At 61.0% G+C, this 12,176-nt stretch carries 13 protein-coding genes; 8 read left to right on the top strand and 5 right to left on the bottom strand.

Going from position 1 to position 12,176, the window contains the following annotated elements; genetic code table 11:
• Position 1 precedes the first annotated feature (1 nt).
• On the bottom strand, positions 2-520 hold the full coding sequence (locus ACR0NB_RS01615; protein ID WP_170529143.1) for a PaaI family thioesterase: 519 nt from the start codon (positions 518-520) through the stop codon (positions 2-4).
• Between the two features lies 1 nt (position 521).
• Positions 522-941, bottom strand: a complete 420-nt coding sequence (locus tag ACR0NB_RS01610; RefSeq protein WP_170358398.1) for a PaaI family thioesterase — start codon at positions 939-941, stop codon at positions 522-524.
• Positions 942-1,054: 113 nt separating this feature from the next.
• Here ACR0NB_RS01610 and ACR0NB_RS01605 point away from each other — a divergent pair, with 113 nt between their 5' ends.
• From ACR0NB_RS01605 to ACR0NB_RS01575, 7 genes are all read left to right on the top strand, one after another.
• Positions 1,055-1,423 carry a MerR family transcriptional regulator gene (locus tag ACR0NB_RS01605; protein ID WP_093962629.1) on the top strand — a complete coding sequence of 123 codons (369 nt, stop codon included), beginning with the start codon at positions 1,055-1,057 and terminating at the stop codon, positions 1,421-1,423.
• 283 nt (positions 1,424-1,706) lie between these two features.
• Positions 1,707-2,108, top strand: a complete 402-nt coding sequence (locus ACR0NB_RS01600) for a MerR family transcriptional regulator (protein WP_093962630.1) — start codon at positions 1,707-1,709, stop codon at positions 2,106-2,108.
• A gap of 46 nt (positions 2,109-2,154) precedes the next feature.
• A complete protein-coding gene (locus ACR0NB_RS01595; RefSeq protein WP_480774776.1) occupies positions 2,155-3,936 on the top strand; it encodes an acyl-CoA dehydrogenase C-terminal domain-containing protein in 1,782 nt (593 codons plus the stop codon).
• Between the two features lie 56 nt (positions 3,937-3,992).
• Positions 3,993-4,205, top strand: coding sequence for a hypothetical protein (locus ACR0NB_RS01590; RefSeq protein WP_005981899.1), 213 nt, complete (start codon positions 3,993-3,995; stop codon positions 4,203-4,205).
• A 136-nt stretch (positions 4,206-4,341) separates the two neighbouring features.
• On the top strand, positions 4,342-4,980 hold the full coding sequence (locus tag ACR0NB_RS01585; RefSeq protein ID WP_480774775.1) for a glutathione S-transferase family protein: 639 nt from the start codon (positions 4,342-4,344) through the stop codon (positions 4,978-4,980).
• Between the two features lie 10 nt (positions 4,981-4,990).
• Positions 4,991-6,202: an acetyl-CoA C-acetyltransferase gene (locus ACR0NB_RS01580; RefSeq protein WP_170581292.1), complete on the top strand. Its 1,212-nt coding sequence runs from the start codon at positions 4,991-4,993 to the stop codon at positions 6,200-6,202.
• Between the two features lie 23 nt (positions 6,203-6,225).
• Positions 6,226-8,427, top strand: coding sequence for a 3-hydroxyacyl-CoA dehydrogenase NAD-binding domain-containing protein (locus ACR0NB_RS01575; protein WP_170358386.1), 2,202 nt, complete (start codon positions 6,226-6,228; stop codon positions 8,425-8,427).
• A gap of 55 nt (positions 8,428-8,482) precedes the next feature.
• On the opposite strand, the gene ACR0NB_RS01570 is transcribed toward ACR0NB_RS01575, so the two are convergent.
• The 3 genes from ACR0NB_RS01570 to ACR0NB_RS01560 form a co-directional block, all read right to left on the bottom strand.
• The gene (locus ACR0NB_RS01570; protein ID WP_480774774.1) at positions 8,483-9,247 is read right to left on the bottom strand and encodes a Hint domain-containing protein; all 765 of its coding nucleotides are present in this window, start codon (positions 9,245-9,247) and stop codon (positions 8,483-8,485) included.
• A 186-nt stretch (positions 9,248-9,433) separates the two neighbouring features.
• Positions 9,434-10,081: a sulfotransferase family 2 domain-containing protein gene (locus ACR0NB_RS01565; protein ID WP_170358384.1), complete on the bottom strand. Its 648-nt coding sequence runs from the start codon at positions 10,079-10,081 to the stop codon at positions 9,434-9,436.
• The gene (locus ACR0NB_RS01560) at positions 10,078-11,013 is read right to left on the bottom strand and encodes a DMT family transporter (RefSeq protein ID WP_480774773.1); all 936 of its coding nucleotides are present in this window, start codon (positions 11,011-11,013) and stop codon (positions 10,078-10,080) included. The genes ACR0NB_RS01565 and ACR0NB_RS01560 overlap by 4 nt, the downstream gene beginning before the upstream one ends.
• A gap of 145 nt (positions 11,014-11,158) precedes the next feature.
• Here ACR0NB_RS01560 and ACR0NB_RS01555 point away from each other — a divergent pair, with 145 nt between their 5' ends.
• Positions 11,159-12,172 carry a hypothetical protein gene (locus ACR0NB_RS01555; RefSeq protein ID WP_480774772.1) on the top strand — a complete coding sequence of 338 codons (1,014 nt, stop codon included), beginning with the start codon at positions 11,159-11,161 and terminating at the stop codon, positions 12,170-12,172.
• The last annotated feature ends 4 nt before the right edge of the window (positions 12,173-12,176 follow it).

The following is a 12,176-nucleotide window of genomic DNA, read 5'->3' as shown; positions in this document are numbered from 1 at the left end:
CTCAGCTCTTGGCCGAAGGCTCTTGCGGCATCAGGAAATGCCCTGTGGCCTGCGCGAACAGCTTGGCGTGGTTGTCCTGCCAAGCCTCGACGCGCACCGAGGCATACCGCCGCCCCGCCCGACTGATGAAGGCGCGTGCATAGGCATCGCGCGGCAGGCCCGAGCGCAGGTAATCCACCGTGAAGTCGATGGTCTTGGGAAAGCGGATACTGTGATCCGAGATGATGTCCTCGGCGTCAATCTCACCGCTTTCGATGCGCGGGAACAGGTGCTCCCAACTGAGCGTGATCACCGCCGTCACCTCGAGAAAGGCCGCCGTGACGCCCCCATGAATCGCCGGCAGGAATGGGTTGCCGATCAGCTTTTCGTCGAAATTCAGAACTCCGGTCAGTTCGTCTCCGCGCCGATCGAAACTGATGTTGAGGAACCGGATATACGGGACCCCATCGACCAGCGCCTTGAGGGCCGCGTCGCGGCGCTGTTTCACCACCTGCATCGGTTCGGGACGGGGTCTTGCCATCTCACTTCCCCTCGACCGTGAAGGCGCCCGAGGCGGTGGCCACCGGGCGATCCTGATCGTCGTCCATCGCGGTGGCGCGCACGAAGGCCACATTGCGCGTGATGTGATAGCAGGTCGCGCGGGTGGTGATCGTCTGACCGGGCGTTGCGGCGCGCATGTAGTCGATGCGCAGATCGATGGTTGCTGTGCCGCCGGGCGCGGCCGGATGGCTCATGACCGCAGCCCCGCAGCAGGTATCCAGGCTGGCCGACACAGCCCCTCCGTGAATCACGCCAGTGCGGGGATCGCCGATCAGATCCTCGTTGTAAGGCATGGTGATCTCGGCCTCACCCTCGCCGATATGGGTCAGGGTCAGGCCCAGGGCCCGCGCATGGGGGATCGCCTCGATGAACTGGCGGGCGAGTACTGTCTTGTCGACCATGAGGTTCAGTCCTGTTGTCCTGCCCCTTTATGATCTGCTCCGCGCGCAAAGGGCAAGCCCGCCTGTTGCGCTTGTCCGCACAACGCCCTAGGTTGCAACCGAGGAGAACAGGAATGTCCGACAAGCGTTTGTCATTCAAAGAGATGTGCGCCGAGTTCGACGTGACTCCGCGCACCCTGCGCTACTACGAGTATATCGAGCTGCTGCAGCCAGACCGGGAAGGACGGTCCCGGTTTTACGGTCCGCGCGAGCGTGCGCGGATGAAGCTGATCATGCGTGGCCGTAAGTTCGGGTTTCCACTTGAGGAAATTCGGCAGTGGTTGTTGATCTACGAAGATCAAGGCAACAAGGCCCAGATGGCCACCTTTGTCGAAATGGCCGACCGCCAGATGGAAGAGCTGCGTCAGCAGCGTCAGCAACTGGACGAAGCCATGGACGAGTTGCAGCGCCTTCGCGATCAAACGGCCAACTCGCTGACCTGAATCGGCCGGTTCGAGCCCCCCAAACCCATCCTTCATTACACCGGAAATCTGCATTTTTCGGCTGGCGCCCTGCCGCCTGCCCGTCGGATTGGAACCGCGCGGGTACAGTGGATTTGGCTGACCCAACGGAAAGAAAATTGCCAACCCGTCGCTTTACGCGACCGGAAGTTACGTCAATTTCTTTGTGACGCAGCGTCTGGATTACGTAAACGTCAATCTCATGTTGTAAAGCGGCCATCGACTGCGCAACTTTCTCATGACGCCAGCGACGAGAGGGTGACCAATGACCGAAGATCTTATGACCATCCGCGAGATGTGCGAGACCTATGACGTCACGCCGCGGACCTTGCGGTTCTACGAAGCCAAAGAGCTTCTGTTTCCGATCCGTGAGGGCCAGAAACGGCTGTTCACCAAACGTGACAGGGCGCGGCTCAAGCTGATCCTGCGCGGCAAACGCTTTGGTTTCAGCCTGGAAGAGATTCGACAGCTTCTGGATCTGTACCATGTAGGCGACCAGCAACTGACCCAGATGACCCGCACCTATGAAATCGCGTGCGAGCGTCTGGCGGATATGGAAGCCCGCCGCGAGGAACTGACTCAGGCCATTGACGATCTGAAGGAGCAGTTGCGCTGGGGCGAGAAGGTCATCGCCTCAATGAAACAGGAAAAGAAGGCGGCCGAGTAACTCCGCGCCGCCTGCCACCCGGACATCTGAATTAAGGGAGCTTCAAATGCCCGTTTACAACGCGCCTACCAAAGACACGCAATTCGTTCTGCATGACGTTCTGAAAATCTCGGCCTCGGATATTCCGGGCTACGATGAGCTGGAGCCCGAGTTCACGGGCGCCGTTTTGGAAGAGGCCGGCAAGGTCGCCGTCAACCTGCTGCACCCGCTGAACGTGGTCGGCGACACCGAAGGCTGCCGGCTGGAAAACGGCGTGGTCTACACCCCGACCGGGTTCAAGGACGCGTTCGAGCAGGTCAAGGAAGGCGGCTGGACCGGTCTGGACATGCCCGAGGAATATGGCGGCCAGAACATGCCTTATGTTCTTGGCACGGCCGTGGGCGAGATGTTCTCGGCCGCGAACCAGGCCTTCACCATGTATCAGGGCCTGACCCACGGCGCGGCCTCGGCCATCCTGGCGCATGGCACCGACGCGCAGAAAGACACATATCTGCCCAAGATGGTCAGCTGTGAATGGACCGGCACCATGAACCTGACCGAGCCGCATTGCGGCACCGATCTGGGCCTGATGCGCACCAAGGCCGAGCCGCAGGGCGATGGCAGCTACAAGATCACCGGCCAGAAGATCTTTATCTCGTCCGGCGATCACGACATGGCCGACAACATCATCCACCTGGTGCTGGCGAAGATCCCCGGCGGCCCCGAGGGCATCAAGGGCGTGTCACTGTTCATCGTGCCCAAGTTCCTGGTGAACGAAGACGGCAGCCTGGGCGAGCGCAACGGCGTTTCGGTCGGCAAGATCGAAGAAAAGATGGGCATTCACGGCAACTCGACCTGCGTGATGAACTATGACAGCGCAACCGGCTGGCTGCTGGGTCAGGAACACAAGGGTATGCGCGCCATGTTCACCATGATGAACGAAGCGCGTTTGGGTGTCGGCATGCAAGGTCTGGCTCAGGCCGAAGCCGCCTATCAGAACGCGCTGGAATACGCCAAGGACCGCCTGCAAGGCCGCGACGTGACCGGCGCCAAGAATCCCGACGGCCCGGCCGATCCGCTGATCGTACATCCCGACATCCGCCGCAGCCTGATGGACCAGAAAAGCTTTGTGGAAGGCGCGCGGGCCTTCATCCTGTGGGGTGCGACCCTGATCGACAAGGCGCACCGTTCGGGTGACAAGGATGCCGACGGGCTAATCTCGCTGATGACCCCGGTCATCAAGGGTTTCCTGACCGACGAAGGTTACGACATGACCGTTCAGGCCCAGCAGGTCTATGGAGGCCATGGCTACATCGAGGAATGGGGCATGTCGCAATACACCCGCGACGCCCGCATCGCCATGATCTACGAAGGCGCCAACGGCGTTCAGGCGCTGGACCTGGTCGGCCGCAAGCTGGCGCAGGACGGCGGCAAGCATGTCATGGCCTTCTTCGACATGGTCAAAACCTTCTGCAAGGAAAACAGCGGCAAGGACGAAGCCTATGACAAGGCGTTCATCGAACCTCTGAAGGCCGCCTCGAAAGACCTGCAGGCCGCCGGCATGTATTTCATGCAGAACGGCATGACCAACCCGAACAACGCTCTGTCGGGCTCGTATGACTTCATGCACATGTTCGGTCATGTCTGCCTGGGCCTGATGTGGGCGCAGATGGCCAAGGCCGCGCAGGAAGCCCTGGATGCCGGTGCGTCCGACAAGGACTTCTACGAAACCAAGATCGCCACCGGCCGCTACTACATGGCGCGCCGTCTGCCGGCCACGGGCATGCACCTGGCGCGGATCCAGACCGGCGCCGACACGGTGATGGCACTGGACGCGGCGAACTTCTGATCCCAGTCTGGTTCCGGGCGACCCCGCCCGGAACCAGCGCTCATGGAGGAGATGACATGCCCAAACGCTTTCGCCTGACCCGCCGCTTTCCCGTCGCCATGACCGAGGACGGGTATCGAAAACTCAAGGGATTTGCCCGCGAGGCGGGGCTGGACGAAGGAGAGGCGCTGTCATTCCTGTTCGAGAACTTCAACAGCGTGATCGACGAGGAGAACCTGACCCACCGGCTGCGCATCTTCAATTCCGAGCTTGAAGCGCGCAAACGCTAAACGACCCCGATGCCTGGCCCAGGCCCGGCGTGTTTCCAGCAAGACAAGTCCGAACGCAGCTGCGGCCCGCGGTCAGGTCTTCCTCGAAACACGTGCGTGACGAAACCGTACAAACCGCCTTGGGAGGGGTGAGTGCATGACGATAAAACTGCATTGCTTCGGAGAAAGCGGAAACTCATACAAGGCTGCCTTGGCACTTGAGATGTCGGGGCTGGAATGGGAGCCGGTCTTTGTCGATTTCTTCAACGGCCAGACCCGAACCCCCGAATACCGCGCCGAAGTCAACGAAATGGGCGAAGCGCCGGTGTTGATCGACGGAAATTTCCGGATCAGCCAGTCGGGCGCGATCCAGGCCTATGTCACCGAAAAATCAGGGAGATTCGGCGGCAAGACGCGGGAAGAGAACTATGACATCCTGCGCTGGGTGCTGTGGGACAACCACAAGTTCAGCTCGATGGCTGGCATGACCCGGTTCCTGATCAACTTTCTGCCTGAACAGCACCGCAACCCGGATGTGATCGCCTTCAACCAAGGCCGCCTGAAAGCCGCCTATCAGGTGCTGAACGCGCATCTTGACGGCCGCGACTGGATCGTCGGCGACGGCGTGACCAACGCCGATCTCAGCTGCTGCGGCTACCTCTATTACCCCGAACCGTTCGGCTTTGACCGTGCCGAATGGCCCCATATCGACGCCTGGCTGACCCGCCTGTCCGAGCAGCCCAGCTGGAAACCCCCCTATGACCTGATGCCCGGCAATCCGTCGGATCGAGCTTGAGGAGAGAAGTATGACCGAAGCTTACATTTATGATGCCCTGCGCACCCCGCGCGGCAAGGGCCGCAAGGACGGCAGCCTGCACGAGGTGACCTCGGTGCGCCTGTCGGCGGTGGCCCTGAACGCCATCAAGGAGCGCAACAACCTGGAAGGCCACGCCGTCGAGGACGTGATCTGGGGCAACGTCACCCAGGTAATGGAACAGGGCGGCTGCCTGGCGCGCTCGGCGGTTCTGGCCTCGGACCTGGATGAATCGATCCCCGGTCTGGCCATCAACCGGTTCTGCGCATCCGGCATGGAGGCTGTGAATCTGGCCGCCAACCAGGTCAAGGGCGGCGCGGGCGAGGCCTATATCGCCGGCGGCGTCGAGATGATGGGCCGCGTGCCCATGGGCAGCGACGGCGCCGCCATCGCCGTCGATCCGTCGCTGGCGATGGAGACCTATTTCGTCCCGCAGGGCATCTCGGCCGACATCATCGCCACCGAATACGGTTTCAGCCGCGACGATGCCGACGCGCTGGCCGTCGAGTCTCAGAAACGCGCGGCCAAGGCGTGGGAAGAGAACCGCTTTGCCAAGTCAGTGATCTCGGTGAAGGACCGCAACGGCCTGACAATCCTGGACCGCGACGAATACATGCGCCCCGGCACCGACATGCAGAGCCTCGGCGCGCTGAACCCGTCCTTCCAGATGATGGGCGAGCAGATGCCCGGTTTTGACAAGGTGGCGATGCTGAAATACCCGCATCTGGAAAAGATCAACCACATCCACCACGCTGGCAACAGCTCGGGCATCGTGGATGGCGCGGCGGCCGTTCTGATCGGCAACAAGGAATTCGGCGAGAAATACGGTCTGAAGCCGCGCGCCCGCATCAAGGCCACCGCCAAGATCGGCACCGACCCGACCATCATGCTGACCGGCCCGGTTCCGGTGACCGAAAAGATCCTGGCCGAAACCGGCATGAAGATCAGCGATCTGGACCTGTTCGAGGTCAACGAGGCCTTTGCCTCGGTCGTGCTGCGGTTCCAGCAGGCGTTTGACGTCGATCCGTCGCTGGTCAACGTCAATGGCGGTTCGATCGCCATGGGCCACCCGCTGGGCGCCACAGGCGCGATCATCATCGGCACCCTGCTGGACGAGTTGGAGCGCCAGGACAAGGAAACCGGTCTGGCCACCTTGTGCATCGCATCCGGCATGGGCGCGGCAACCATCATCGAACGTGTGTAACGGCGGGGATCAGGAGAAGAAAAATGGCTGATTTTACACTGACCAAAGACGCCGACGGCGTTGGCATCATCACCTGGGACGTCCCCGGCAAGACCATGAACGTGATGTCGTTCGACGGTCTGTCCGAACTGAACGACTGCATCGATCAGGCCCTGGCCGATGACGAGATCAAGGGAATCGTGATCACCAGCGGCAAGGAAGGCTCGTTCGCTGGCGGCATGGACCTGAACCTGCTGGCGGTGATGAAGGAACAGGCGGGTGACGACCCGGCCAAGGGCCTGTTCGAAGGCACGATGAAAATGCACGCCCTGCTGCGCAAGATCGAGCTGGCCGGCATGGACCCCAAGACCAAGAAAGGTGGCAAACCGATCGCGGCCGCCCTGCCCGGCACTGCCGCCGGCATCGGCATGGAGCTGCCGCTGGCGACCCATCGCATCTTTGCCGCCGAAAACCCCAAGGCCAAATACGGCCTGCCGGAAATCATGGTCGGCATCTTCCCCGGCGCGGGCGGCACCACCCGGATGGTCCGCAAGGTGGGCGCCATCGCGGCGGCTCCGCTGCTGCTGGAAGGCAAGATGCTGGACGTGAAAAAGGCCAAGGGCGCAGGCTACATCGACGAGATCGCAGCCGATCCGCTGGCCGCAGCCAAGGAATGGGTGCTGAACGCCAAGGATGCCGATCTGGTCAAGCCGTGGGACGCCAAGGGCTACAAGATGCCCGGCGGTGCGCCCTATCACCCGGCGGGCTTCATGAACTTCGTGGGTGCCTCGGCCATGGTAAACGGCAAGACCCAAGGCGCCTTCCCGGCGGCCAAGGCCCTGCTGAGCGCGGTCTATGAGGGCGCACTGGTCGATTTCGACACCGCGCTGAAGATCGAGGCGCGCTGGTTCACCTCGGTGCTGATGAACCCGTCCTCGGGCGCCATGATCCGTTCGCTGTTCCTGAACAAGGAAGCGCTGGAAAAAGGCGCCGTTCGTCCGCAAGGCATTCCGGATCAGTCGGTCAAGAAAATCGGCGTTCTGGGTGCGGGCATGATGGGCGCGGGCATCTCGTTGGTCTCGGCGCAGGCCGGGATGGAGGTCGTGCTGATCGACCGCGATCAGGCCGCCGCGGACAAGGGCAAGGCCTATACCGAAGCCTATCTGGACAAGGGCATGAAGCGTGGCAAGGTCACGGCCGAAAAGAAAGAGGCCATGCTGGCCCGCATCACTGCCACGCCGGACCTCGAAAAGCTGGCGGGCTGCGATCTGATCATCGAAGCCGTGTTCGAGGATCCCAAGGTCAAGGCCGAGATGACCCAGAAGGTCGAGGCGATCATCCCCGAGGACTGCATCTTTGCCTCGAACACCTCGACCCTGCCGATCACCGAACTGGCCAAGGCCAGCAAGCGGCCCGATCAGTTCATCGGCATCCACTTCTTCTCGCCGGTCGAGAAGATGTTCCTGGTCGAGATCATCAAGGGCAAGGAAACCGGTGACCGGGCCGTGGCCAAGGCGCTGGACTATGTCCGCCAGATCCGCAAGACGCCGATCGTGGTCAATGACGCGCGGTTCTTCTACTGCAACCGCTGCATCATCCCCTACATCAACGAAGGGGCGCGGATGATCACCGAAGGCGTCAGCCCGGTTCTGGTCGACAACGCCGCCCGTCAACTGGGCTTCCCGGTGGGTCCGGTTCAGCTAACCGACGAAACTTCGATCGACCTGGGCGCCAAGATTGCCCGGGCGACCAAGGCGGCAATGGGCGACGCCTACCCGGAAAGCCCGGCGGACGATCTGATCTTCTGGATGGAAGAACAGGGTCGCCTGGGCCGCAAGTCCAAGGCCGGGTTCTTCGATTATGACGAAAACGGCAAGCGCATCGGCTACTGGAAAGGTCTGCAGGACAAGTATCCGCTGGCCGAGCAGCAGCCCGACTTGATCGAGGTACAGGAACGCCTGATGTTCGCACAGGTTCTTGAAGCCGTGCGCGCGCTCGAAGAAGGTGTTCTGGAAGACATCCGCGAAGGCGATGTCGGCGCCATCCTGGCCTGGGGCTTTGCGCCGTGGTCAGGTGGTCCGTTCAGCTGGCTTGATATCATCGGTGCGCCCTACGCGGCCGAGCGTTGTGACCAGCTGTCGGAGAAATACGGTGACCGCTTCGCCTGCCCGCCGCTGCTGCGCGAGATGGCCGAAAAAGGTCAGACCTTCTACGGCCGCTTCGACCCCGAAGCCAAGGCTGCCTGAACAAGTGATGCTGGCGCATGATCCCATGCGCCAGCATCTTTCTTAGAGTGTTTGGTCAGGTCTGCCATTCAGGCCGCAGAAACAAGGCCGGCACGTTGGGCCGCCCCGGACGTCCCGGACGCCGCACCCCCGATGGGGGACGTATCGGAAAGATCGGTTCCTGCGGGATGGGTGCAGGCAGTGCACCCAACGGGTTTGCAAGGGCCGACAGTTCGCCGGCCTCTGCGATAGATGTGACGAGGCTCCGCGCCTCGGATTCTTCCAGCACCGCGTAGGATCGTCGGGACGGGCCAGACAGCGAACGGATGCGGCACGAGGAACAGAAGGCTTGAAAGCCACCCTCGATGAAGACCACTTCGTCCTGCTCAAAAAACAGCGATGTGACCTGGAATTCCTCTGCCGGTGTCCGAGAGGAAAAGCTGAAGTGCCCGCTCAGCAGACGCGCCGGAATGATCGCCAGCCCCTCGTCTCTGTTGAAATCAGAAGACAAGGCTACGGCCATTCCCTGCTCGGGCATCAGCCAGACCGCACGACCGTTATATGCCGCGCGGGACGGCACGCGCACGGGCAAAAAGTCAGGTCGAACCTCGCCAGCCGGTACGGCTATTCTGTCGTGGGACACGCGTTTCACTTCCTGAAACCCGTTGTCCATCGTTCTGACCAGATCGCCGGCAACCAATGCCTCGGCCAGTTTCCAGCCATTGGTGGTGGCAACCTTCGTCCCGTGCAGCAATCCGCCACGCCTGACCGAAACGGCGTCACCCGGTACGGTCTGGATATTATTTTCGGAAAACCCCGAAACACTCACTACTTCCAACACGTGCCTACCCCCTTTTGGCACTTTCAAACTATCCCATTGTGCTAGCACGAAGTTTTCGGGAGTGACTTAGTTTTGCCATATTTAGGGCCAATTTGGGCCTTTTTCGCCCCATTAGTCGCGTTTTTTTATAAACAAAAGCCTGTATTTGTCAGCGTTTCGCGCAATTCGGGAAATAATCGACCAGCCTTATTCGAACCGATATTCGAATCTCTCTATGTCTTCGCGACAGGCGTCAAACACAGCCTTTTTTGCCTGGACCGAGTAGTAGTTGGCGTATTCCGCCCCCCGGGCTGACCGGTTTTCATGCGGAAGGTCCAGACGAAACCCCAGATGATCGAACAGTGGGGCCGCATCCCGCTGAAAGCTTTCGATCCGAATGTATGCGCGACAAAGATCGGTTCCGGTGGCGTCTCTGACATAGGATGGGAACGGGTTTTCCCGAAAGGACTGCTGGATTTTAGGGTGCAGAACAAAGGCCTCAAAATCCAGCCGCCCGGCCAGATGGACTGCTGGGTGATCAAAGGACTGATCCCTCAGCCAGTAGTAATAGCTGACCATCCGGTCCCACGGGTTGCGGATCAGCGTGAACACGAACATCTCTTGCATCTGCTGGTCGGGCAAAAGCCCCCGCAAATCGGTCAGACGGGAGTGTTTCCACAGCCTTCCCGCCGTCTTCAGTGACCTGTTGCGTTTGTTTCTGCGCTGCGCCTTGGGGGTGTCGCCCACCAGGATATCGTCCTTCATGGCCCGCTGCTCGAGCGCCAGCGCCAGTGATGTTCCCCCGGTCTTGGGAATATGTATGAAGATGTAGGTCCGCCCTGTTGATAGAATCATTGCGCCGGTTCCCGTTGGGGAACCACGCTCGCCCGCCACGCCAGCACTGCGCCGGCCGCGGCGATCAGGGCGATGCCCGCAATCTGCAGCGGTCCGATCCCCTGCCCCATCACCACCCAGGCAAAAACCGGCCCGAAGATCATGACCGAATACTCGAACACCGCGACATATGACGGCTCGCCCAGTTGGTAGGCCTTGATCAGCATGAATACCGCAGCCGTGGACCCAACCGCCTGCAATGCGACCCACGGCAGAGCGGCCTCCATCGGCCAGACCCATCCCCGGGTCACAAAACCGGCCGGGCCGTCAGACTCCACAACCGGCAAAACCGAAAACACGGCGAGGCCAAGGGCGCCGGCCAGCCCAAGCGTGACAATCATCGCAGCCAGCAAGGCGACGGTGCTTTCGTTTGCACAATGCGTTCGGGTCAGGATCGCACTGAGCGCATAGAAAAAGCCGCCTGCCACCGACAATAGGCTGGTCGCATCAAAGGCATTGGGGTCAGGCTGCAAAACACAGAGGATTCCGACAAACCCCATAAGCACAGCCAAGACCCGCCAGGGGCCGATCTTCTGGTCCAGCAACAGCGCGGAAATCAACAGAACGAAGATCGGTGATGTGAACAGCCCCGCAAGGGCCTGAGCAATTGGCATCAAAGCCAGTGAGCTGAAATAGAACAACATCGCCAGGGTGATCAGAACACTGCGCAGCAGGACCGCCCAAAACCTCTGAGGTCGCAGCCCTCCAAACCCAAGAAACGACAGTCCAACGATAAGAGGCAGCATCATCACGGCCCGGCTTAGGTGGAATTGCCACAGACCGATCGTTTCGGCCAGCCGAATGACGAAATTGTCCACGACGCCGATGATTGCCATGGCCGAGACCATCAGAACCGATGCAAGAACCGGTGAAGAAGGATGTGCTGTCTGCATGTGGCCTTGGCCTCCGGGCCCTTTGGCCGAAACTACGCGTCCCGGTTATCGAGCACATTTCCAAATCACCACGCAACAGGTTTGCGCGGATTAATCTCTCCGTGCTAGGAATCGACAAAAGAAAAAACGAGCAGACCTCATCGAAATGACGGCACTGAAACAATACCAGCGGATCGAGGCTACCGGTCTGTGGCGCCCGTCGCCCGACGAGCAGCGGCGCGAAGTGGTTGTTTCGATCGGCGAGGCGACGTTGACCATCACCGATTTCAACGATCGCGCGCTGACGCACTGGTCGCTTGCCGCACTTGAAAGGCAGAATCCGGGCAAGTTCCCCGCGATATTCAACCCCGATGGCGACCCGGATGAGACACTGGAGCTGCAGCAGTCCGAAACCACCATGATCGAGGCAATCGACCGCTTGCAACGCGCCATCGAACGGGCGCGCCCGCATCCCGGGCGGCTGCGGTGGGCCAGCGTCGGCGGAGTGGTTGCGGCGGTCGCGGCGGTCTTGCTGTTCTGGCTGCCCGGTGCCCTGCAAAGCCATGTCGAAAAGGTCGTGCCTGAGATCAAACGGCAGGACATCGGGAACACGATTCTGCAACGGATTGAACGGGTCTCGGGCCGGGCCTGCGCCTCGGCGGACGCGCAGCCGGCGCTGCAGAAGCTGGCCCAGAGAACAGGTGTGCGACGGATCGTTGTGTTGCCGGCCGGGGTGCAGGAAAGCCTGTCACTTCCCGGTGGGATCGTGCTGCTGAACCGAGCGCTGGTTGAAGACAGTGAAGATCCCGCGGTTGCCGCCGGTTACGTGATAGCTGAACGCACGCGGGCCAGGCTGCATGATCCGTTGGACGATCTCCTGGACAAAACCGGGCCCACTGCAGCGTTTCGTCTGCTGACAACGGGCGAACTGACACCCCAGATCGTGGACACCTATACCGAACAGGTTCTGGCCGAATCCCGCCCCGCAGTTCCGGAATCGGACCTGCTGGAGGCGTTTGCGTCCGCCAATTTGCCCTCAACCCCATATGCCTATGCGGTTGATATCACGGGCGAAACGGTACTGGGTCTGATCGAGGCCGACCCGATGGCGGGTCAGCCTTTGGATCAGGTTATGCCCGACCGCGATTGGGTGCGGCTGCAGAATATCTGCAGCGACTAGGCGT

The organism is Ruegeria sp. CG3, from assembly GCF_056537205.1.
Note: the sequence above shows the minus strand (reverse complement) of the source record. Positions and strands in the feature narration are given on the sequence as shown.

Coding starts and splice junctions, on each gene's coding strand:
- ACR0NB_RS01605 (WP_093962629.1), top strand. CDS start 1,055: ATGTCCGACAAGCGTTTGTCATTCAAAGAGATGTGCGCCGAGTTCGAC.
- ACR0NB_RS01585 (WP_480774775.1), top strand. CDS start 4,342: ATGACGATAAAACTGCATTGCTTCGGAGAAAGCGGAAACTCATACAAG.
- ACR0NB_RS01610 (WP_170358398.1), bottom strand. CDS start 941: ATGGTCGACAAGACAGTACTCGCCCGCCAGTTCATCGAGGCGATCCCC.
- ACR0NB_RS01590 (WP_005981899.1), top strand. CDS start 3,993: ATGCCCAAACGCTTTCGCCTGACCCGCCGCTTTCCCGTCGCCATGACC.
- ACR0NB_RS01600 (WP_093962630.1), top strand. CDS start 1,707: ATGACCGAAGATCTTATGACCATCCGCGAGATGTGCGAGACCTATGAC.
- ACR0NB_RS01580 (WP_170581292.1), top strand. CDS start 4,991: ATGACCGAAGCTTACATTTATGATGCCCTGCGCACCCCGCGCGGCAAG.
- ACR0NB_RS01560 (WP_480774773.1), bottom strand. CDS start 11,013: ATGCAGACAGCACATCCTTCTTCACCGGTTCTTGCATCGGTTCTGATG.
- ACR0NB_RS01555 (WP_480774772.1), top strand. CDS start 11,159: ATGACGGCACTGAAACAATACCAGCGGATCGAGGCTACCGGTCTGTGG.
- ACR0NB_RS01615 (WP_170529143.1), bottom strand. CDS start 520: ATGGCAAGACCCCGTCCCGAACCGATGCAGGTGGTGAAACAGCGCCGC.
- ACR0NB_RS01565 (WP_170358384.1), bottom strand. CDS start 10,081: ATGATTCTATCAACAGGGCGGACCTACATCTTCATACATATTCCCAAG.
- ACR0NB_RS01575 (WP_170358386.1), top strand. CDS start 6,226: ATGGCTGATTTTACACTGACCAAAGACGCCGACGGCGTTGGCATCATC.
- ACR0NB_RS01595 (WP_480774776.1), top strand. CDS start 2,155: ATGCCCGTTTACAACGCGCCTACCAAAGACACGCAATTCGTTCTGCAT.